At 50.8% G+C, this 22,908-nt stretch carries 19 protein-coding genes; 14 read left to right on the forward strand and 5 right to left on the reverse strand.

The genetic code is table 11. The features are described 5' to 3' along the window. Positions 1 to 88 precede the first annotated feature (88 nt). Positions 89 to 2,383, forward strand: coding sequence for a bifunctional DNA primase/polymerase (locus tag ACN0YR_RS11655; protein WP_417849396.1), 2,295 nt, complete (start codon positions 89 to 91; stop codon positions 2,381 to 2,383). 282 nt (positions 2,384 to 2,665) lie between these two features. Here ACN0YR_RS11655 and ACN0YR_RS11660 read toward each other — a convergent pair whose 3' ends face one another. After that, positions 2,666 to 3,688 (reverse strand): DUF1593 domain-containing protein, encoded by a 1,023-nt coding sequence (locus tag ACN0YR_RS11660; protein WP_417849397.1) that lies wholly within the window; start codon positions 3,686 to 3,688, stop codon positions 2,666 to 2,668. Positions 3,689 to 4,441: 753 nt separating this feature from the next. Between ACN0YR_RS11660 and ACN0YR_RS11665 the strand changes: the two genes are divergently transcribed. Beyond that, positions 4,442 to 5,755 (forward strand): DNA modification methylase, encoded by a 1,314-nt coding sequence (locus tag ACN0YR_RS11665; protein ID WP_417849398.1) that lies wholly within the window; start codon positions 4,442 to 4,444, stop codon positions 5,753 to 5,755. Positions 5,756 to 5,903: 148 nt separating this feature from the next. Then, positions 5,904 to 7,349 carry a hypothetical protein gene (locus tag ACN0YR_RS11670; RefSeq protein WP_417849399.1) on the forward strand — a complete coding sequence of 482 codons (1,446 nt, stop codon included), beginning with the start codon at positions 5,904 to 5,906 and terminating at the stop codon, positions 7,347 to 7,349. 50 nt (positions 7,350 to 7,399) lie between these two features. Here ACN0YR_RS11670 and ACN0YR_RS11675 read toward each other — a convergent pair whose 3' ends face one another. Beyond that, positions 7,400 to 7,954 (reverse strand): winged helix-turn-helix domain-containing protein, encoded by a 555-nt coding sequence (locus ACN0YR_RS11675; protein ID WP_417849400.1) that lies wholly within the window; start codon positions 7,952 to 7,954, stop codon positions 7,400 to 7,402. Positions 7,955 to 8,062: 108 nt separating this feature from the next. On the opposite strand from ACN0YR_RS11675, the gene ACN0YR_RS11680 reads away from it, so the two are divergent. Together ACN0YR_RS11680 and ACN0YR_RS11685 are read left to right on the forward strand one after the other, a co-directional pair. Beyond that, positions 8,063 to 8,272, forward strand: a complete 210-nt coding sequence (locus ACN0YR_RS11680) for a hypothetical protein (protein ID WP_417849401.1) — start codon at positions 8,063 to 8,065, stop codon at positions 8,270 to 8,272. 20 nt (positions 8,273 to 8,292) lie between these two features. After that, positions 8,293 to 10,602, forward strand: a complete 2,310-nt coding sequence (locus tag ACN0YR_RS11685) for a terminase gpA endonuclease subunit (protein ID WP_417849402.1) — start codon at positions 8,293 to 8,295, stop codon at positions 10,600 to 10,602. A 179-nt stretch (positions 10,603 to 10,781) separates the two neighbouring features. Here the strand turns inward: ACN0YR_RS11685 and ACN0YR_RS11690 are convergent, their stop codons facing one another. From ACN0YR_RS11690 to ACN0YR_RS11700, 3 genes are all read right to left on the reverse strand, one after another. Continuing rightward, positions 10,782 to 13,244 (reverse strand): hypothetical protein, encoded by a 2,463-nt coding sequence (locus tag ACN0YR_RS11690; protein ID WP_417849403.1) that lies wholly within the window; start codon positions 13,242 to 13,244, stop codon positions 10,782 to 10,784. 366 nt (positions 13,245 to 13,610) lie between these two features. Continuing rightward, a complete protein-coding gene (locus ACN0YR_RS11695) occupies positions 13,611 to 15,152 on the reverse strand; it encodes a hypothetical protein (RefSeq protein ID WP_417849404.1) in 1,542 nt (513 codons plus the stop codon). 306 nt (positions 15,153 to 15,458) lie between these two features. Continuing rightward, positions 15,459 to 16,025 (reverse strand): 5' nucleotidase, NT5C type, encoded by a 567-nt coding sequence (locus tag ACN0YR_RS11700; protein WP_417849405.1) that lies wholly within the window; start codon positions 16,023 to 16,025, stop codon positions 15,459 to 15,461. A 266-nt stretch (positions 16,026 to 16,291) separates the two neighbouring features. Between ACN0YR_RS11700 and ACN0YR_RS11705 the strand changes: the two genes are divergently transcribed. From ACN0YR_RS11705 to ACN0YR_RS11745, 9 genes are all read left to right on the forward strand, one after another. Continuing rightward, positions 16,292 to 16,489, forward strand: coding sequence for a hypothetical protein (locus ACN0YR_RS11705; RefSeq protein WP_417849406.1), 198 nt, complete (start codon positions 16,292 to 16,294; stop codon positions 16,487 to 16,489). A 95-nt stretch (positions 16,490 to 16,584) separates the two neighbouring features. Continuing rightward, positions 16,585 to 18,018 carry a phage portal protein gene (locus ACN0YR_RS11710; protein ID WP_417849407.1) on the forward strand — a complete coding sequence of 478 codons (1,434 nt, stop codon included), beginning with the start codon at positions 16,585 to 16,587 and terminating at the stop codon, positions 18,016 to 18,018. Further along, positions 18,005 to 20,200, forward strand: coding sequence for a hypothetical protein (locus tag ACN0YR_RS11715; protein WP_417849408.1), 2,196 nt, complete (start codon positions 18,005 to 18,007; stop codon positions 20,198 to 20,200). Before ACN0YR_RS11710 ends, ACN0YR_RS11715 begins: the two co-directional genes overlap by 14 nt. A 92-nt stretch (positions 20,201 to 20,292) precedes the next feature. Beyond that, complete coding sequence (locus tag ACN0YR_RS11720) at positions 20,293 to 20,640, forward strand: DUF2190 family protein (protein WP_417849409.1); 348 nt, start codon at positions 20,293 to 20,295, stop codon at positions 20,638 to 20,640. Further along, entirely contained in the window at positions 20,640 to 21,017 is a 378-nt protein-coding gene (locus ACN0YR_RS11725; protein WP_417849410.1) for a hypothetical protein, read from the forward strand. The genes ACN0YR_RS11720 and ACN0YR_RS11725 overlap by 1 nt, the downstream gene beginning before the upstream one ends. A gap of 6 nt (positions 21,018 to 21,023) precedes the next feature. Continuing rightward, complete coding sequence (locus tag ACN0YR_RS11730; RefSeq protein WP_417849411.1) at positions 21,024 to 21,452, forward strand: hypothetical protein; 429 nt, start codon at positions 21,024 to 21,026, stop codon at positions 21,450 to 21,452. Positions 21,453 to 21,464: 12 nt separating this feature from the next. Then, positions 21,465 to 21,953 (forward strand): hypothetical protein, encoded by a 489-nt coding sequence (locus ACN0YR_RS11735; protein WP_417849412.1) that lies wholly within the window; start codon positions 21,465 to 21,467, stop codon positions 21,951 to 21,953. A gap of 27 nt (positions 21,954 to 21,980) precedes the next feature. Further along, positions 21,981 to 22,280, forward strand: a complete 300-nt coding sequence (locus ACN0YR_RS11740; RefSeq protein WP_417849413.1) for a hypothetical protein — start codon at positions 21,981 to 21,983, stop codon at positions 22,278 to 22,280. After that, complete coding sequence (locus ACN0YR_RS11745; RefSeq protein ID WP_417849414.1) at positions 22,277 to 22,900, forward strand: hypothetical protein; 624 nt, start codon at positions 22,277 to 22,279, stop codon at positions 22,898 to 22,900. Before ACN0YR_RS11740 ends, ACN0YR_RS11745 begins: the two co-directional genes overlap by 4 nt. Positions 22,901 to 22,908 lie beyond the last annotated feature (8 nt).

A 22,908-nucleotide genomic window follows, 5' to 3' on the forward strand; every position in this document is an offset into this window, starting at 1 on the left:
AGTTAATCAAAAGGACCGTGAAAGTTTTGACTGAAGGGCTGCGATTGTCAAATCAACCTAAGAGAGTGCCGGAGGAAACCTTCTAAAGATGGTTCAGCCTGGTCATGATACTCCCACTCCACTGGAAGCCGCTCATGAATACGTGCGACGCGGCTGGTCCGTCGTGCCAATTCCGTATAAACAGAAAGGTGCGGTCATTAAAGGCTGGGAGCAGTTCCGTCTGACCGACGAAGATCTGGCGGACTATTTTGACCAGCCTGCTAATATCGGAATCATTCTCGGCGATGCGTCCCGTTGCCTTGTCGATGTTGACCTCGATTGCGCAGAGGCAATCGAGATTGCCAGCAAGTATCTTCCTGCAACGGATTCAAAAACCGGACGGCTTGGTGCGCCTCATTCACATTGGTGGTATTACGCGACGGATGTGGTGACCGGCCAACATCGTGATCCGCAGACCAACGATATGCTCGTTGAACTGCGAGGAAATGGCGCACAAACAGTCGTGGGACCAAGCATTCATCCTGATGATGGAAGTCAGTATGAAGTGCTGCGTGGTGAACCGGCGTGTGTTCCCGCACCAATGTTGACTGCCTGTGTCGATGCGTTGGCCAAACGTGTTATTGAGATGCGGTACGGCAGTGACGGTCCACAAAAGAAATCTGAAACCAAGAATACCAAAACGGCGACGTTGTCGGTTGTCAATGATCGTCCCCAAATAGACTCACTGCAGATTGAGCGACGAGCACTCGCCTATTTAGACAAGATTCCATCCGCCGTCAGCGGTCAAGGTGGTCATAGCACAACATATACAGCTGCGGTTGCTCTGGTGCACGGATTCGAGATCGATCCCGAGCAGGCACTCGCCATGTTACTGGCACACTACAATCCACGTTGTGCGCCACCATGGTCTGAGAAAGAACTGCGACACAAAGTCGAAGATGCAGCTAAGAAATCGCACTCTCGACCACGAGGGTGGTTGCTCGAACACCAATTCGAGTCGCTTGTCGATCCTGGTGTGAACATTCAGACGATTGTCGCTGAAGCGCAGGGAAATCGAGATGACCAGTCAAAGATAATTTTAAAGAATTCAGAGCAAGGAACTTCATCCGACCCAGTTGATCCAGGACCAATTCCTGAAAAGTTGCTTTACATTCCAGGCTTTGTCAATGACGTAATGCAGTTTTCGCTTGAGACCGCTCCATACCCTAATCGTCCGTTGGCGTTTGTGGGAGCGATTGCGCTGCTTGGTACATTGACCGGTCGCAAAGTACGTGAGCCAGGGAATATTCGCACAAACGTTCAGATTCTCGCATTAGCTAGTTCTGGAGTCGGAAAAGACTGGCCACGCAAAGTGAACGCCAATATTCTGCTCCATGCTGGAGAAGCACGTAAATTGGCAGGAAAATCCGCCAGTGGTGAAGGGATTGAAGATCGACTCATTAGACATCCAGTGATCCTCAAGCAAGATGACGAGATCGATGCGTTGTTTGAGAATATGAAAGACAACAAAGAAGTTCGCTATCGCAATCAATTCGGTATGCTACTGGAACTGTATGGTGAAGCAGGCGGCTGGAGATCGATCCGAGACAAGGCGGGATGTGAGAGTGGATTGATTCATCAACCTCATCTCGTCCTATTCGGAACCACGACTCCTGGGGAATTCTACGATTCACTCTCCGGAAAGATGTTGAACAAAGGGTTGCTGGCCCGGATTATCTCGGTTGAAGCAGGTCAACGAGGCAACCGTCGTCGAGCAAACTGGACAAGCCCTCCAGAGAACATTATTGATACGGCTCGATCCTGGTCGGAATTTCGGCCGCCAGGTTGGGGAAACCTGAGTGAAGAGTCCTCTGGCGAAGCGACGCCTTTGATCGTTCCCATCACCCAACAAGCTCTACGTCAATTGGATTGCTTCGCCGACGAGTGCGATTCCACATACCGAGCGGCTGCAAAATTACCGAATGAGCCTGTGATGGCAATCTGGGCGCGAGCCATCGAAAAGACCACGCAACTTGCTCTGATCTATGCCTGTTCACAGCATGGCATCAAGCCCGTGATTGAGCCAGAGGCAATCGACTGGGCCAGTGCGTTTATTCGACACACAATCCAGAGAACAATATTTGTTCTCGGAAAACGCTTTCATGAAAGCGATTTTGAGCAGAAATGCAAACAAGTCCTCGAAACATTAACCGACTGGTATCAACAACATGGATGTGATTGGATGCCATTTCGGGACATCTCCAGAAAACATCGCTGGCCACGACGCGAACATGATGCGGTCCGCGAGACGTTAGTTGATCAAGAGTTGATTGAGACCGACACATTAAAGACAGCTGGTCGTCCCAGGCTTGTCTATCGGTTGCTCACAAAGGAAGATAATTGAGGTTCGAGTTTCAGACTGGACAGATACTTTTGTCCAAAACAGGTGCGCAGAGTTTTGATTGGACACGAGGCTTTTGTCCTCGGACAAAAGCAGATTCAGTTGGACAAAAATTGGTTGCCGTAAATCGTGGTGAGTCAGAGAGTAAGAATGTTTTTAATTAAGAAACAACCCCTTTTGTCCTTATGTCCACACCCTCACGCGAGAGACACCTACGTACACCCGCGCGTGTCTAAGCGGGACAAAAGGACAAAAGTGAAGTCAGAGTATTTCGTTTGGAGACATTCATGGTCGACACCAGGAGATACGTTCCGCAAAATCCTTTTGAAAGTCTCCGCGCCAGCGACTGACGGAGAGACGAGGATCATTTCCCATCTGGTAACGATCTCGATACCAGCCCGTTGACGATTTGATGTACTCGCCTCCCCAGCCTGGTTGCTTAGGATGGGAAGGATCGTTGCCTCCCAGCGGGAGGAAGAAGAACCAAGAGGGCGTGTCACCTTCCTTCATGCAACTGTGACGATTCGGAGCCGTCCATGTTTTTGTTGGATAGAGTTGGCCAAGTGGACCAGTGCTACGAATATGTTTCTCGATCCAGTCTCGACTGGTCAGTGATTCATCGCCTGTGAGATACATCCCCCGAAACGAGGCTTCGCGTTTGTCATGCTGAGGACGAGCATCGCTGAGAATATAAAACATTCCTGGGAACTCGGACCTCATCCAGTCCGCAATTCCGTCCTGATCAGCAATATCAAAGACCCGGAATCGTTTTACGAATTCCGCCAGACCAGCATCACCGCGATCATGTTTAATCCGCCACAGAGCTTGAGCGAAATCAGTTTGACCACCCCAGATAGAAATGTTCAAAGGATGTTCGGGGGATCCGGCATCAATACGCTCAACTAACCACTTCGAACCTTCCGTGTCATGCTTGGCACCAATGTGATCGCGACCACGGTTTGGGTTTCCGGTTTTGATCAGCCGCAGCAAGGAATCGGTCTCTGGCCAGTTATTTTCATGATTCAAGAGGTTCTGACGAACTTGTCCGTACGCATTTACAATTTGCCGAATGAGATCGGGACGGGTTGTGGCAACTTTGAGCTCACCCGGTGTCCCTGATGCAGTTGCAACCAGTCCCTCGATCTCAAATTGGTTCGCGTAGACCATCAACCGAATCATCGATTGCTGATCATCAGGATCACCGCCGATGTCAGTCAAAATGCACAGCCGAGGACGTTCTTCAGCTTGTAGCGCAGCGTTGGCAACAAGGAACAAGCAGAGAGCGAGAGTCATTCGGTTTGTTTTCATTAAGAATACTCATCACAGGTGAACAGTGAAGTCTGAATCTTTGCAGATCAACGATGGCTCCACCAGCAATTCATTTGAAATTCTGTCGGTACGGTTCAGTTTGGAGATCTCAAGGCTTGTAATGCCAATAACAAACCAACTCCGAACAAGATCGCATACCCAATTTTCCAACTCACTGAAACTCCTGGTTCAAATGAGGCCAGAAAACCAAAGACACAAAATGCGGCGACAGAAATACTGATCGCGGAGATTAGGATTCTCATGACGTTATTCACACTCAATCTCGCAAATAGTTCAGGGGGTGTTCTGAAATTGTCAGGCGTGAATTCAAAACGAATCTCACACGTTTTTTTGTGGGCCACAGTTTTTCCCCACGTTGCGTGGTTGTCGCGACCGCGAGACATTCTTCGACTTGCCAACTGGACGCGACAGGCGGCCAACAGTGGCCACTGGGCGGATGCCCCTGGACCGCCAATGGTTCCTTCCGATCGACGTAAGTCCTTTGATACCATAGGGAACCGCCGCGTTGTCAGACACACTTTCTTTCGTTGGCAGCCGATTCGTAACTCTTGATGAGCACTAAAGATACGAAAATGTGGTCGCAGACAATGAACCGCATGCGTAGACAGTGAGAAATCGTCGGAACTAATCCAGAAGTGTCGACACAACCTCACTCTTTGACGGAACAAGACACCTCCACTGCTGAATATGTGGAGGGGATTTTTACCACTCTCTTTTTTTGAAAGCAGCATCATGCACATTGAAACCTGGTCCATCGACCGACTCCAACCTTACGAAAACAACCCTCGGATTAACGATGGTGCGGTCGACTCCGTGGCGCAATCGATTACAGAATTCGGGTTCCGACAACCGATTGTTGTCGATGATCAGGGAATCGTGATCATCGGTCACACGCGGTTGAAGGCGGCGAAGCAACTGGGACTCTCGGAAGTCCCAGTCCACGTCGCGAAAGGTCTCTCGCCAGAGAAAGTGAAAGCACTTCGGCTGGCTGATAACAAGACTGCGGAATTGGCCGACTGGAACATGGAACTGCTGCCAATCGAACTGGCGGAACTGCAGGAGATGGATTTCGATTTGAACATGCTCGGGTTCGATCAAGATGAACTCGCCAAGTTGCTGAATCCGGAAGGAGAATCAGGATTGTGCGATCCCGAAGATGTTCCGGAGCCTCCAGACGCAGCGATCACTCAACCTGGCGATCTCTGGATCCTGGGTGAGCACCGATTGCTCTGCGGAGACAGTTCCAGTGTGGAAGATTTGGACAGACTGTTGGATGGCCAACCCATTCATCTGGCGAATACCGATCCCCCGTACAACGTGAAAGTCGAACCACGTTCGAACAATGCGATCGCTGCGGGTCTCTCTTCATTCGAGGGAACCAAGCACCATCAGAAGTTGGACCTCGAACGGCATCCGGAAAAGTCACAATCGACTCACAAAAAGTTACGCGCCAAGGATCGCCCACTGGCGAACGATTTCGTGACTGATGAAGAATTCGACAGGTTGCTGGATGCCTGGTTCGGCAACATCGCACGCGTCCTGGTACCGGGACGCGGGTTCTACATCTGGGGCGGCTACGCCAACTGCGCGAACTATCCTCCGTTCCTCAAGAAACATAAGCTGTACTTCTCACAGGCGATCATCTGGGATAAGCAACACCCTGTCCTCACAAGAAAAGATTTCATGGGTGCTCACGAGTGGTGCTTCTACGGTTGGAAAGAAGGTGCCGCTCATGAGTTTTTAGGTCCCACGAACGCGACCGACCTCTGGCACGTTAAGAAGGTGAATCCACAAAGTATGGTGCATCTGACTGAGAAACCGGTCGAACTCGCAGTGCGAGCGATGCAGTATTCGTCGCGAACAGGCGAGAACGTCCTTGATCTGTTTGGTGGTAGCGGATCGACATTGATCGCCGCACAGCAGACTGGTCGTCGAGCATTTCTGGTGGAACTGGATCCGCTTTATTGCGATGTCATTGTTCAGCGCTGGGAGCAGTTCACTGGGGCTAAGGCTGAGGTCAAATCATCCGGTCAGGCAGTAGCGTAAAAGCTCAGAGGGGATTACGCTTAGTAGAGATTTTAGGTTCGCTCTGACTGTTATCGATAGGAGATTAGCATGTGTAGGCTCCGACTGAGTCTTTGATTGCCACCGGCTGAACAGACCTAAACGATCTGGTTTATTGAAAGGCATATTCATGAAGCGTCCGACACTCTATCTGATGGTGATGTTTTGCGTGAACGCGATCCTGTTGGCAACCTCTCAGGCAGAGGCTGGCGATCTGCGGGCAGGAGCATCTGCCGAGGATGTTTCGCCGCAGCAGTTTCCGGTCAGCTTGAGAAGTGGAAAAGCATTGGATGCGAGCGCAATTCACGACCCGCTGCACGCCCGAGCGATCGTATTGGACGACGGCGAGACAACTCTCGCGGTTGCCGTCCTCGATGCACTCGGGGCTCCTCCTGAAATGCTCAACGAAGCAAAGCAGATTGCTGCAGAGAAAACGGGAATCTCCGTGCACCGGATGTTGATCTCATCGACTCATTCTCATTCGACACCCCCGTCCAATCGAACGGAAGGTTCGCCGGGTGATGTGGCATATCGCGAATTGCTGATCAACGGTCTCGCTCAGGCGATTATTGAAGCTTACGAAAAGCGGGAGCCCGCCGCAGTGGGAGTGGCCTCGCACGATCTTCAGGAAGAGGTCTTTAATCGCAGATGGTTTTTGAAGCCAGGAAAGATGCCAGCGAATCCCTTTGGGAAGATGGACATCGTCAAAATGAACCCTGGTACGAATCCAGAAGTTCTTGACCGTCCCGCTGGTCCGACCGATCCAGAGCTGATGATCCTCTCACTTCAAAATGCAAAACGAAAACCATTAGGGATGCTAGCGAATTACGCATTACATTATGTGGGAGGTGTCGCGCCGAGGCATGCTTCGTCGGACTACTTTGGAGAGTTTTCACGGTTGATGCCGAGTCGTTTACGAGCCGCTCCAGAGTTTGTGGCGATGATGTCGAATGGAGCATCAGGAGATATCAATAATATTCCATTTCTTGTCAATCGACCTCCACGAGAGCCTTTCGAGCAGATTGGAATCGTTGCCAGAAAGGCCGCCGATGCAGCCTATTTCGCGTACAAGAAAATCGACTCGCACGACAGCAACATCACGCTAGACATGATCGAGCGAGAAGTTGCACTCAGGTATCGCCGACCGAGTGAAGACGATGTAATTGCTGCCCGCAAGGTTCTTTCAATAACTGATGAGGACAAGATCTCTCAGTTGCCGAAGAAAGCGGAAAGCTATGCAAGACAGACCATCCGGGCACATGAACGTGAAGAAGAGTTCTTAACGGTGACCATCCAGGCGATTCGGATTGGTAATTTCGCGATTGTTGGCATTCCTTTTGAAACGCTGGTTGAGATTGGACTGGAGATCAAAGACAAGAGTCCCTTTTCAAAGACAATGGTCATCGGTTTAGCGAACGGACGACATGGTTACCTGCCACCGCCGGAACAACACCGGCTTGGTGGCTACGAAACCTGGCTCGGGACCAACATTGTCCAAGAAGACGCATCAGTGATCTTGACGGAGAATCTCTTGGAGATGCTGAATGAGTTACAGTCTTCAATGAAAAATGATTGAGAACGAATCGTATCGACCACGGATTGTTCTCAATTCGGTATGACAAAGACCTACTTCTTAAGTTGAAATTGACCTTTGTCGACTTTGGCGAATCTCGCCTCCTTCCCTTTGTTTTTGATTTCCCGAGTGATCGCGGAATAGAGCGTCGCCCAAGGCGTCTTACCGCCTGGGCTAGACCAGTACCCTTTGGAAGCCATCGCCTCGATCATCTGTTTGGTGGTCATCGGTTCCTTACTCTCAGTGAGCACCTTGACCGCCGCATCGAGTTGGCTCATTGAACCATCCGTGGAGGGTTGCTTTCTGGTGTTTGTGGTCTTCTTCGTCGTGGAGGCTTTCTTCTTCGCCATGGTGGAATTTCCTTCATCAAGAGGTTGAAAAGAAAGGACTTCGACCGACACGATCGGGGTCCAGGAGGTTTCGATGTAACGAGTCGCTCGAAAATTACGGGGTTGTCCGTTGCGACCGATGAACTCGACATTACGTTGTGGTTGGTCAATCCGGACGCGAGCGCGGCAGGCATTGACCATCAACAGTGTGCCAGTGATCCCCAATTCAGGTTGCCGGAACCGCGTGCCAGGTTTGAGTTGGTGCAGAGGTTTTCTCATCCCCATGTCTCCGTCTGATGCTTTCAAGACAGGACATCAGTTACCTCGATCGCTGCAAAGCATCCAGCAACATCTCCCTCATTTATCCAGGATTCTGAAACTCAACCCATGTCCTCCGAAGCTCCCTTAAACCCGAATGCCCTGACACCGGAACAACTAGCGATGCTGCTTTCAAAAGGGAGTGCCAACCGCTGGCGGATCACAGCTCAAGAGATCGTTCAAGACATGGAGTCCGGTCTCCCTACGAACTCTGATGGGACTCTGAATCTCATGACTTACTCAGCTTGGCTCATTCAACAACGTGGACGTGGCAAGTAGTCTCAATTGAAAGAACAACTGTGGCCAACGATCCACTCCGCATGAAGAAAGCCGATGCTTGTCGCGCGTTGAACTCCACCCCACTGGGGACGGTGACCAACGTGCGGCAGTTGGAACGCTATGCGCAAGCGGGTGGTTGGCCGGTCAGTGACGGTAAGACGATCAACTTGATACGTCTCACCGCCTGGCTGGCTCATGAACGTCATCATCCTCGCGAAAAACAGTCCTATGAGGACCATAAAGGTCGCATGGGACAGAAAGCCCGTCAGCAGAGTGCAGATGGACGTGACATCGGTGAGCTCCCGGTCATTGAGAACCCACAACGTCGTTTGCAGGCCGCTGCGAACTTCCAGTACTTCTGCGAAGTCTACTTTCCACAGTCATTTCATCTGGCGTGGTCAGAAGACCATCTGAAAGTGATTCGCAAGATTGAAAAGGCCGTCTTGGAAGGTGGTCTGTTTGCAATGGCGATGCCGCGCGGAAGTGGCAAGACGACCCTCTGTGAATGTGCTTGTATCTGGGCCATCTTGAACGGTCATTGTGAGTTTGTGTGTCTGATCGGTTCTGATGAAGGGCATGCCATGGACATGCTGGAGTCAATCAAAACCGAACTCGACGCCAACGATCTGCTCCTGGTTGACTATCCTGAGATCTGTTTTCCGATTCAGGCGTTGGAAGGGATTGCGAATCGCTGCAATGGCCAGTTGTACCAGGGAGAACGGACACACATTGGTTGGACTGCGAAGCAGATTGTGCTGCCGACACTCTTTCCAACTGGCTGGAATGAGAATGATCTGACCAGCCCGTTTGTGCATAATGATGGTCGCTCAGTTGGGAGCGGAGCGTTAATCAAAGTCGCCGGACTGACCGGCCGTATTCGGGGAATGAAGTTTAAACGACCTGATGGGAAGAGTGTGCGACCTTCCCTCGTGGTGCTGGACGATCCCCAGACAGACGAGTCGGCGCGTTCGATTTCACAATGTCAGCAACGGGAAAGCATCCTGGCCGGTGCGGTTCTCGGTTTAGCGGGACCGGGTAAGAAAATCTCCGGGATTATGCCTTGTACAGTCATTCGTCCGGGTGACATGGCTGATCGAATTCTCAACCGAGACAAACATCCGCAGTGGCAAGGTGAGCGGACTAAAATGGTCTATGCGTTCCCAACCAACACCGCACTGTGGGACCGCTACGCAGAGATCCGTGCCGAAGGGTTACGCAACGAAGATAGTGGGAAAGCAGCGACCGATCACTATCGAGAGCATTATGAAAAGATGAACGTTGGCGCCGAGATCGCCTGGGAAGAACGGTTTAACCATGATGAACTCTCCGCGATTCAGCATGCGATTAATCTGAAACTCCAGGACGAAGCGGCGTTCTGGGCAGAATACCAGAACGAACCACTCCCTTTGGATGCTCCTGATGAAGATGAGCTGACCGCTGATCAGATCGCTGAGAAAACTAATGGACTCCCCAATGGCAAGATTCCGCTCGGTTGCCAGCACCTGACAATGTTCATCGATGTTCAACAGAAGTTGCTGTTTTATGTGGTGACTGCCTGGAGCGATGATTTCAGTGGAGCGGTGGTGGACTATGGAGCCTATCCCGACCCAAAACGCTGGTACTTCACGTTACGGGATGTGACCAACACGTTAACACTCGTCGCTCCCGGAACAGGACTGGAAGGTGCGATCTATGCTGGACTACAGACACTCACCTCCCAGTTGCTGGAACGGGAATGGCAACGGGAGGACGGTGCGATGATGAAAATTGATCGTTGTCTGATCGATGCCAACTGGGGATCATCCACTGATATCGTTTATCAGTTCTGTCGGCAATCGCCCCATGCTGCGATTCTGCTGCCGAGTCACGGGCGGTTCGTGGGAGCCTCGAGTCTTCCGATGAACCAATATCAGCGGAAACCAGGAGATCGAGTTGGTCTGAATTGGCGAATCCCGAGTGTCATGGGGAAAAGAGCAGTTCGTCATGTCTCTTATGATACGAACTATTGGAAGTCGTTTATTAACGCCCGACTTTCCGTTGCCACGGGTGATAAAGGAGCGTTGACACTCTTTGGCAAGAAGGCAGAACGCCACCGACTTTTCGCCGAACACCTCACTGCAGAGTACCGTGTTCGCACACACGGACGTGGACGAACTGTTGATGAATGGAAAGCTCGTCCCAATCAGCCTGACAACCACTGGCTCGATGGAATCGTGGGTTGTGCGGTGGCGGCATCGATTCAGGGTGTGAACCTGTTTGGTAATGAGACTCAGGCAATGAAAACAGGTCAACGGCTCAAGCTGTCAGAAATTAGGCGTTTGCGAAGATAAAGAAATAGTGCCATTCGTGTGCCGGACCGGAGCAGAAATACAAACAAAGTGTTCTTTTCGACTTTATTTCATCCAAGTTCAATCATCGAAATGGTTACTATCGACCTCGATCCTACGAATAAAATCGATCGTCCATTTCGATCGCTGAGTACTGCGAGCCAGAGACGCTATTACACTCATCACTCGGTCTCGGACATCGATTTCATCATAGCGTTCCAGAACAGCGGTCTGTCGGCAATCGCTTCAGCTTCGTCGATGATATCTAAAATGTGAGTACGGGAATGAGAGTCACTTTCTCCGAGTTGTTCAGCCAGATATTGATATTCCAATTTCATCCGATGAAAATCCCCGATTACCTTGGTAAATTCTTTGGGATGAGAGTTTTCGACTTCAACCAATGCGTCGATTGCGGACTGATAATGTTTGAACGACTTATTCGAATCACCGTCATGTGCATCCACTCTCGCAAGAAACAGATGTTTTCTCACCTGTTGTAGCGCGTCGGTTTGTTCCAATCGGCATCGTATGGTCCAGTAATCAAGTGCCAGCGATTCTCGGGCTGCCTCCAGAACTAGCCGAGTTTCCTCATGCAATTCAATTTCATCCGTTCTGTCGATGAGATCATCCAACCGGGAAGGAAATAAAGCCGCAATCGGAAGTTCTGTGTCAGTGAATTCATCAAATTGTCGTTCTGCTTCCTTCCACGCCAGACGTGATTGTTTCCAAAATCCTGCTTCCGACATCGCCTGTGCATATCTTGCCTGCACGTAAGCGGGGCGTGAGAATGGAAGCAGGACCGACATCTTCAGGTCCCATTGTGGCAATTTATTGTCTTCAATCGTTTCAAGACACATCTCTGCGAGACATTTAGCAACAATCCAGCTATCGACGTCGTATTCGGGCGAAGCAACATCGGACAGTTCCACAACTGTTTCAATCTTTTGATGTAGTTCGTGGTCATTTGAAAACAATTTGCGAAATTCATCACGTTCGTCAGATCGACCAATTCTGCGTCCTATAAAGTTGCCAAGCAGACACTTTAGTTCGATTGATTTCGGATTTTTTTCGATTCCCTCGATGAGAATTTCAATGCCGTGTCGAGTCCAGTTGTATCGCGTTTGAAATCCGTCAAAAACAGGAGGGACATTGAAACCTATTTGATGCGCGCGGCGCATCCATGCCTGTGGTGTTTCAGGAATGCGACTCGTTGTGTGTTCGTACATTTCACAGGATGCTGCAAATCGATGCCGATTGAAGAAGTCTCTTCCCATTGCCTCTTCCACATTTGCCAAAGCAAAGCGAACCGATTCTTTGTCGAAGCTCTCAATTTCAGGTGCTTTGAATAGAATGGTGACGTTCCGTCCGCGCCGGTCGACGTCAACATTGGCTAGCGATCGCTCCATAATCTGTTGCAATATTTTGATCCGTTCTTCAATCGTTGGTCCGTTCGAATTGCTGAAAGAAATCGAGTCAAAAGCCATCGAAGTCAGATGACTAAATGCGGCTAACCGATTCACCGACTGTTCGATTGCCTGGCCAGCTGAAGCTTTTCTGTTTTCAATCATGTTGTCGAAATCGATTTTGAAATTGCCAGCGTTGCGAGATGTGTCGAATCGCAGCGAGACATTTGCATCCAACTTTTCTGTCGTCCCCAGTGAAGCATGTAAACCGGTTAGCGAATCTCCATCAAGTTGTAATGGTTCGAGAATCGGATTACTGAGCCTCAACAACGATTGGAGATGCTCGTGATCTTGGGGGTTCTGCACGTCAACAATTGCGACAATGCCATCATCTGAAGGTGGAAACGTTTCGGAGATCGTTGCGTCGTGAGACGCCAACAGCGATGTCATGTGTGCCACGGATTGAGTGACGACCAGTTCGTCGTCGGACTCATAGACATATTCGAACGCTTGGGGTCTGATGTTCAAATGCTGCGCACCGACTCCCAGGTAAATTCCTTCATGATCTGCTTGAAGGATCACTTCGAGTTTTCCGTCCACAACCAAATTCTTCAGTAAATCGACACTGCGAGTTTCTCCTGCTTCATGAATAGGAATTTCGCGTGAAAGCTTCAAACGCTGCTTAACATAGGATCGCGTCTTGAATGAAATAGGTTGGCTTTGCATGCCCGATACAGGATTTCGCAACATGATCGTCGCAGTTGAGAATTCGTCTTCGACAAAGTAGGTGGCAAATACATTCAAATAAAACTCCAAAATCAATTGGTCGTCTGCGAGGTCCGCCTCGTCGATTTGATCCAACTCAAATATCGCTGACGCTTTCGTTTGCCCCTCGATGTATCCGCGGTCATCATAAATATCGCCCACAACAAGTCCTTCATCTGCAGGCGTGCCATCTCGATTGGTGAATTTGAGTTTAGACTCGATTCGACGCAGTGGAAAGAAGCATCCAGCAGGGACTCGAAAACAGTCTTTTGATCCAATTTTGATCGGTGTGACCACAAATGTGGGTGTCGGTTCTCCCGGCACAGATGATCGATTCCAGAGTTCAATAATCTTTGTCAAATCATCAAGCTCGGAAAACTTTGCAATCAAAGCCCACTCAATCTCCGCTGGATAGTGACTCGTGCTCTGTTCCCCGGTTGCACCACTGCAAATGACAGCGATCTCCTTAATGTCCATTTCAGTGAGGCGTTTAAATGAGAATTGTTCAGGCAGGAACAATCCAACTGGCAGAGATCTAGCCAACTCGTGGTTGATCATCTGAGTCGGTCGAATCAAACAAGCGGCAAAAGCGGACTCTGCTGGATACCCAAGGATGGTAGAGCCGAGTCTCGGTGGCAGTGGTTCTTTGAAATCCCAAAATCTCATTCCGCTGAAGAAGATGCTGCTAATGCATATAAAGGCACATAGCATGATAAATACGGGCCATTTTCTTGAGCGCATGGTGTCTCTCGAATTCATAGGAATTACGGATGAACCACTAATGTCACCTAATGACGTACTGCACGCCTTGGTCATAACATTACGAATCGGGAACGGTTGTGATTAACGTGCGGCGTCTGAGTGGACGAATTGATACGAATACAGATCGCCGTCGATGACCTCGAAGATGAGACGCACAGGTTTGCCTGAAAGCGAGCTGAGGTCCGTATTATCACCCCAGACAACCGTTCGTTCGACCGAATCACCGAACTCTTCGCTGCAGTCGTCCAGTCCGAATCCGTCGATCGATTTGCCATCGGCAGTTTGGATGCCAACACGGATGCTGCCGACGGCAGAAGTCGCAAAGTTTAGACGCAACTTGTCGCCTCCAAACCGAATTGGTTTTGTGGTCATCGTGCCACCTTTCCACTTGCCGTGAATGGAAACAAACCCATCCAGCCGCAACGTGTAACGTCGCAGTGCATTGCTGTCTCCCGTCCACCCGCCTTCGCTGGCATAAAAGGAGAGTTCATTTGCCGCACCCGGCAAGGAGGATTCTGTTTCGACCACATGCCAAGCCACGTAGTTCTGACCGTACTGCCATGTTTCAGGGCGTTGGATTCCAGGGCGGATAAACGCTTCGTTCCAGCGTTCGAAATGAACTCCATCACGACTTGCCATCACGAGTGCTTCAGTGAGCGATGTACCGTAGCGAAGATGAGCCTTTGAACGCATTTCCCGATGTTGCAATTGCGGCAAATCCCGCATCGAAGGAGACCAGCCACGTTCGACATAACGCGTCGGTAGACCGATCAAAATATGAGGAGCTCGGAAATACGGAGCGACCTGGTTTGTGTAAATATGCTCCGCCGGTGAATCTTCGTAGATCAAGTCTGCCTCGTTTCCCCAGGACAGAAAGTCCTTCGACGTGGCTGTTCGCACGGCGCGATATCCCGCCGGTTTCCAGACCTTGCCTGTCGTCGTCCCTTTTGTGAACGTTCGGAAGTACGCTCTGTAGATTTTCGCGGTAGGATCCCAGAAGGCGAGGTTCTGTGAATCGAACGCCCCCTCAGTCACGACTGGCTCTTTTTGCATCAACGACCAATGGATTCCATCTGCTGATTTGAATGCGAATAGCCCTCCCTCTTTCGCTGTACCCGCCAGTGCTTTGAATCGAGCATTTGGAGCACAATCAGGGTTCGTATCGAGAAATGGAGCAAAATTGTGAACACCGACTCCGTCCCAGACGATATTGTTTTCCTTTGAGCTGTTGTACTCGAAGAGTCCGAGGTTCGGCTTATGAAACTTGATGCCATCTTTGCTTTCGGCATAGCAGAAAACCTGTTTCCCCACGACCAGCCGGTCGTTTTTCACCCCCAACGCCGAGCCACGGTAATACATGCGGTAAAGATCACCATCTCTGATGACCGTGTGATATCCACTCCCAGCGCCTTCCCAGGGTGCGTCATGGATGATGGCAGTTTCACGAGGGACTGGATGATGCAGTTTGCGATCAACGCCATCGAGTTTGCCGATCAACATTGCATCGACAAACAGTTCTCGTCGTGAGTCAATATTGACAACATCGTTAGCCCAGACTGCAGACGAAAGAGTGAGGACAATTACTGAGAGAAAAATTGTCGTTGTAGAAAATAGAAGCTTCATGATCACCAACTTCGAATTTGTTTGCTGCGAATTCATGCCAGATTAAAACTATGCAATCATTGAGATCGGTCGTCAACCAGCAGACCTCCTGTTCTCAACAACCAATCGGAGCGAAGGCAAATAGTCACAATTGTTGAAGCCAAGATCACAGTCTTGTGATTCACGTGATCGCGACCTGGGACACATTTTCATTCATTACAGCTTACGCTAGTCACCGACCGAAGCGACTTACATGAGTTCAGACCGACCTTTTTAATGAAATGCAGTGCCTCGAAAAGTGATTATCGATGAAAACATAAGAGCACTCTACTCAACCAGATTTCCATCAATAATTCTGGCCAATATTTCCTTTGTGTGTTGCAATGGCTCATCTGCATTCGAGTAATAGCGATTCCATTGCCGAGGAAACAGAATCGCCTTTCCACCATCGTTCTCAAACTCTTCACAATGTCGTTCGTGATCATCAATCAGAATCCGGTTTCGACCAGCAAGTAATCGTTTATTTGGTGTGAGAATATAGCGACGAAATCTCTCACCAAACATCAACTTCAGAGCTTCCAGTTTCCCTTTCAGTGAATCGGAGTTTCGTGCTGGTGAAGATAAGATGTACCACTCGCTGGAGTTTCTCTCCACGAGGTCAACGAGCTCGCGGCTCCAGGGATATTCTGGCATCTCATTCCAGAAGGCATAACCGTGATGGCCAATCCTTTCCCACATCTCATCCTCAGTCATGCCGATTTGTGGAGCAATGTTGCGAACACCTGGTGCCAGCTGATCCTTGATATCGGGGATATTCAGAACTTTTCCAAATGCAGCCACAAAGTCAAACAAGACTCCGTCCATATCAAGGTAAATGATTGGTTTTACGTTCATGATGAAGCTTTTTGGACGCTCTTGGTCTAGGCAGTTTTTGATGAATTGACAATGTGAAGAGTAGGAATGTATGCCAACCCCATGACGGCATTCACTCAATGTCTTGATGCATGGGGAAATTAAACATCGCTTGCAATTCCGAAGTCAGAATTGACGATTTCTCGACACGGTAAAAAACAATTTCATAAAATTCTTTGAATTTCACCGCCCAATGCGACTCAAATCGCAAAGCCTAATAATAGAGGGTTAGTAAATTGTAATACATCATGCCAGACAATCTTGAAGAATCGATCCGTGACAACGCTGCTGGCCCTGCTGAGGCACATGGCGATTCAGGGGGCATGAAACAGCACTCTCTCAAAGATCAGATTGAAGTGGATCGCTATCTCGCTTCGAAACGAGCCATGCGGAAAAAACGGCGTGGCGTTCGTCTTTCTCAAATCACACCTCCCGGAGCTCAGTAAGCTCCGTGTAGATTCTTTTCTTGTAAAGTGAGTTGGCATTGCTCCGCTGGCGACGTCAAAAACCGAAGTCCTCAGAGAAGGTCTCGTCACCCTCAATGTTTCAGACATTGCGGTTGATGAAGGCCCGTTACGACGCGGCAGCGACAACTAATGAGAACCGTCGACACTGGCAACATGCCGATGATCTCTCCGCGAATGCTGCCAACAGTCCAGATGTTCGTAAACTGCTCCGCAATCGTTGCCGTTACGAAATTGCGAATAACAGTTATGCCAGAGGGTTGGTCCTCACACTGGCCAACGATGTCGTCGGAACAGGACCTCGACTGCAGATGCTCACAGAGAGCACGGACGCCAACCGCAGGCTTGAACAGGAGTTTGCCAACTGGGCGCGGACTGTCCGGCTGGCTGAAAAACTTCGCACGCTCCGCATGGCACGTGTGGCTGATGGTGAAGCGTTCGCCATTTTAACCAACAACCCGGTACTCCCAGGTCAGGTCAAACTCGACCTCAAACTGGTCGAAGCGGATCAGGTCACGTCACCAAACCTGAAAACAATTCGCGACAACGAAGTCGACGGCATCAAACTCGATGAGTTCGGGAACCCGCTCGAATATCATGTGATCAAAGAACATCCTGGCAGTCTATTTGGTAGCCTGAACCTGAAATTTGATCGTGTTCCTGCCGACGACATGATCCACTACTTCCGGACGGACCGACCAGGTCAGGCACGTGGAATTCCGGATATCACCCCTGCATTGCCGCTATTCGCTCATTTACGGCGTTACACCTTGGCGGTCATTACGGCTGCTGAAATTGCCGCACTCCCGGGCGGGATTCTGTACACCGATGCCCCTGCTAACGGAGAAGCCGAAGAGGTAGAACCACTCGATTCGTTCGAGCTCGAACGAGGCATGTTAATGACCATGCCAGGCGGCTGGAAAATGAATCAGCTCCAGGCACAATTTCCGACGACAACATATGGAGAGTTTAAACGCGAAGTCCTGGGTGAAATTGGAAGATGCTTGCTCGTGCCGGTCAATGTTTTAACCGGGGATTCATCGAGACACAACTACGCTTCCGGTCGTCTCGATCATCAGACCTATTTCAAGTCGATCCGTGTTGAGCAATCGCATCTCGAAACCGTGGTGATGGATCGGATTCTGGCTGCCTGGTTCCACGAAGCAAAGCACATTGAAAATCTGATTCCCGCGAATATGGGAATCGAGGGATTGAGGCTGCGTAGCTGGATGTGGGACGGAACTTCGCATGTCGATCCACTCAAAGAGGCCAATGCTCAATCAGTTCGACTCGCCTCGTTCACCACCACATTGGCGGATGAATACGCTCGCATGGGGCTCGATTGGGAAACTCAACTCCGACAGCGTGCCAAGGAACAAGCCTTGATGCAGGAATTGGGACTGAATGAAGTCGATGCAGAGTCTTCAAACTCTTTCGACGACGAAGAAGAACACGACGAGAACGATGACACCAACAATGAGGAGTCGCTGAAACACAATGCCGCCGCCTAACGAGCCTGAAACATCTTCTACGAACCCTCGGAAACCAGACACTTGGTTCGTCCCGACCAGCTTCCGAATTCTGGAAGCACAGGGACCGAGTGACTTCCAATTGCTCGAAGCGGCGGCTGACGCGGACGATGCCAAACAGCTTCGTAAGTTCAAGATGACCGCCTATACCGGTGGAAAACTCCTCCTGGCGGGTTATACCTATCCGGTGGTGGTCGATCTCTCCGGAATCCGCGTGACTGCCAAAAGTCGTCCCATCCTACGTGATCATGATGCGTCCCGCATCGTAGGACATACCGAGACGATTGAGATCAATGCCGGTTCCATTCGACTCTCTGGTGCGATCTCGGGATCGAACGAACATGCTCGTGAGGTGACCGACTCCGGAGACAACGGGTTCCCCTGGCAATCGTCCATTGGAGCCATTGCACAACGGATGGTGTTCGTTGACCGCGGGGAATCGGTCGAAGTCAACGGACGGAAGTTCTCCGGTCCACTCTATGTCGCCCGCCAATCCTCACTGCGGGAAGTCAGCTTCGTGGCGCTCGGAGCGGATGACCAGACGATTGCGAAGCTGATTGCAGCCCGTGGTCACGACCTTTCTGAAACCAATTCACCTTCTGCTTTATTGAAAGCTCTCCCCATGAATTTTGAAACGTGGCTGCAAGCCAAAGGGTTTAAACCAGATGAACTCTCCGAGGAACAATCTAGCAGCCTCCAGGCTCTGTTTGATCTGGAGACCAAAGAGCCTGACCCCAAGGAACCGGAATCGAACGCTGATGAAACCGAGACTGTGACCAGCGAAACCGTCACCGCCACAGGTGAGACGGGCATGGTCTCAGTCATCGACGCAACCACTAACATGATCAAAGATCTCCGGGATAAAGTGGTCGCCGAACGTCGACGTATCGCCAAGATCAGCGACATCTGCAAAGGCGACTTTCCGGAGATTGAAGCGAAGGCCGTTGCCGAAGGCTGGGACACCAACAAGACTGAACTCACAATCCTACGGGAATCCCGTCCTAAAGCTCCGGCCATTCATGGTGCTCCACCTGTCGCCTCGGCTCGTGTGCTGGAAGCAGCTGTTTGGATGTCCGCTCATATTGCGGAACCGCAATGTCTGCGTGAATTCGGTGAGCAGACTCTCGAAGCGGCTCATCCCCTGCGTCAGATTGGCTTGCGAGAACTGGTGGCCGAGTGTGCACGATTGGAAGGCCACGATGTTCCCCGTGTGTTCGGAGACGGACGTGCGGTGATCAATGCCGGATTCTCTACGATCGCGCTGCCAGGGATTCTGGAAAGCGTGATGAACCGGACGATGATGGCTGCTTATGAAGCCTCACCGATTGCAGCCTTACAACTTTGTGCGGTCGGTTCGGTGAGTGATTTCAAAGAAGTGAGCCGTTATCGATTGCTGGGAACCGGTGGATTCGAGAAGGTCTCTCCGACTGGCGAGCTCAAGCATGGATCTGTCGACGAACAAAAATTTGGCAATAAGGCTGATACTTACGGCCAGATGCTGATTCTGGATCGTCGGGACATCGTCAATGATGACCTCGATGCGTTTCTGGATCTGCCACGTCAAATGGGACGCAGTGGAGCGGAGTCGATCGATGATCTCTTCTTTACCCTGTTCCTTTCCAACCCGGGGAACTTCTTCAAAGCTGGAAACAACAACTATCTCGAAGGTGCTGAAACAGCATTCGGTCCTGATTCGCTGACCACGGCTAAGACTCTGTTCCGTAAACAGAAAGCTGGTCCTGGCAGTAAAGCGAAGGACCAGAAGCCGATCAACGTCCGGCCGAAATACCTTGTCGTTCCTGTCGAGGTTGAGACCGATGCCGAACTGTTGATGGGTTCCTCGCAGTTGATGATCGATGCCTCCGGGACCAAGACCAAGATTCCGGTCGACAACCCGCATCGCAATAAATACGAAGTGGTCTCGATGCCGCATCTGTCCGATTCGTTTTACCCTGGGAACAGTGCCAAGGCATGGTATCTGTTCGCCGATCCAGCTGTGCTCCCTGCTTTTGAGATTGTCTTCTTGAATGGACGGCGGACACCGGTCGTGGAACGGGTTGAAGCTCCACCGAATACGTTGGGGATGGGATTTAGAGCTTATTTGGATGTGGGCTGCCGGGAGCAAGATCCCCGCGGTGCTGTGAAATCCAAAGGTGAGGCGTGAGCCTCACTCTGGAGACTTGACGAGGGTTCTCTTCAGGTCTCGGTTTCTGATCTTCTCGTAATCAATCACTCATTCATTTTTTTGGAGTCGTCATGGCCACACCATTGGTCACATTTGTTCAAGAAGGGAGTGCGATCGACTATACGCCGGTCGCTGATGTTGAAGCGGGTGCGGTCGTTGTGCAAAACGATCTGCTCGGAGTCACCAAACGTTCAATCGTGGCCAACGAGCAAGGAGCGTTGCATGTTGCGGGTGTTTTCGAATTCCCGAAAGCGACAGGTGGTGGTTCTGCGATTGATGTTGGTCTCGAAGTCTATTGGGACGATGCAGAACAGGTTGCCAAGACCGATGATGAAGCGGGCGCCAACAAGAAACTTGGCAAAACCATCGCCGCGGCTGTTGATGCTGATGAGTTTGTCCGTGTCCGTCTGAGTCAGTAATGGCTGATCTCCTGGCGAATGCCGCCTCGTGGTTGGCACAACAACGGACGAAGCATCTGACTCAACAGATTGTCTATCGCCGTGAGACGCTCAGTGTCACAGTTCCTGCCACGGTCGGAAAAACGGAGTTTGAAGTTGATGATGAATTCGGTGTTGTTCAGCGAATTGAGTCACGTGATTTTCTCATTCTGACCAGTGATCTCATCCTCGACGGGACTGTCACAATCCCCGAGCGTGGTGATGTCGTTGAAGAACAGGCGGGAACACAGACGTTGCAGTATGAAGTGAATGCACCCGGCAAAGAACCGTGCTGGCGTTATTCCGACCTCTATCGTCAGACACTCCGTATTCACACCAAAGCAACCGGAACCAGTTAATCAACTATGCCGCTCATTACCGCTGTCGCTGACGCCGTCGTCGCAGAACTGAACTCTAAAACTTTCAGTCTGCCGTTCACTGCCCAGCGTCACTACCAACCCCATTACGAACTCAAAGACCTCAAGTCGCTGCATGTGACCGTGATCCCCAATGGTCTGACAACAGGGAACTTGGGACGAAGAGTACAACAACAAGAGGTGGCGATCGATATCGCAGTGCAACAGAAGCTGACCAAAGAGACTAATGCCGATCTCGATCCGTTGCTGGCACTGGCTGAAGAGATCGCTGAGTCATTTCAGCCTCAACGGCTCACAGCGTATCCATCCGCCATTTGGAGGCAGACCGAGTTCCGTGCGATCTACTCAGCGGAACACCTGCATCAGAATCGTCAGTTCACCAGCGTGATGACGATCACTTTCAAAATCATGACATAGCGCGAGAACCCGATGGTCTCCATCGGCATGAAGCTCAATAAGACGAAGTCGCAGTTTTTCGACCGAGCGAAAGTTCAGAACGCGATCAGTCGCCGCGAACGCAAAGTGCTCTCAAGGTTCGGAGCGTTTGTCCGCTCGGATGCTCGAGCGAGTATTCGTCGTCGTAAACGTCCTTCCAAACCGGGACAAGGACCGACGAACCAGACGGGTCGTCTGAAGAAGAACATCTTCTTCGTTTACAGCCATTCCCGACGATCTGTAATCATCGGACCCACGCTGCTGAATGGCTCGACCAACGCTCCCGAGATTCTGGAGTACGGTGGCGTCACCACGGTGCAAACCGTGAGAACCGTTCGTCAACGCAACGGAAAACGCAAATCAATCCGCGTTGTCAAACGGGTGCATATTGAACCACGTCCTTATATGGGACCTGCGTTCGAGAAAAACAAAGACCAGAAGCTCCCTGGTCTCTGGCAAGACGCCGTCATCGGCGCTGCTTAATTCTTTAAATGATACTTGGACAACTCAATGCCTCACTCTCCCTCAGAGCCTGAAAACTCTGCTCCAAACACGCTGATGCACGCTCTCGGGATGAACGGCCACGGTTATGTTGTGATTCCGAAATGGTTTGTTTCCTTTTTGAGTTTTACCGTTTCTGTCATTTTCGTGGGTGCCATTCTGTGGGCCTGGCAAATGAGCTCGGACGTCAGTGCGATTAAGGCAGAAGTTCGCTCCAGTTCGCAACTGCGGGCCGCAGAACTGGAAGATATTCGCCGTCGCCTCGCTCGTCATGATGAACTCTTTGATCGGTTACGAGGGCTCGAATGAACTGTTCAGACCCTGAGTTTCAACCACTCGATATCGCAGCCTGTTACGGAACCGGGCTGACAGCCAAAACGATCAGTTACGGGACCGCATCCTTCCTCGCTCCGCATAGACTTCGCATTGGCCCTTCCCATGTTGCGGTCCTTTGCCGGTTCCAGGGAAACATGGTCTGGATCGAGTCCACCACGTTGTGTCCGCATCCTTGTGCAATTCTCGGTTACCAACTGGATGGCTGCCAGGCACATCTCCCGGAACAGAGGATTCGAGACTATGTCGCTGCAGGCGGGCGCGTGGATCTCTATCGCCTTTCTCCGATTGATCGACTTTCCGAACCAGAGTCGGAACTACTTACAAAAATCCTGGTCAAACATTTCATTGGCCAGCGGGTCACCTACGACTTGGGTGGAGCGTTGCTCTCCGGAACCCGGCTTTTCAAGCGGACGCAACTGTTGCCGCAGGCCGATTTGAACGAACTCTTCTGTTCGGAACTGGTCGCTGCGGTACTGATGCGGTTGGGACGCATGAATCGGGCGAACCCGACGCAGTTCAACCCCGCGTCACTCCTGCGTCAGCTCGTTCGTCAGGGGACGTATCAGTTTGAGCAACGATTCCGCAGTTGTTGAGGAATGTT

Origin of the sequence: Thalassoglobus sp. (assembly GCF_048270125.1) — a bacterium.
In the GTDB taxonomy this organism is placed as follows: Bacteria; Planctomycetota; Planctomycetia; order Planctomycetales; family Planctomycetaceae; genus Thalassoglobus.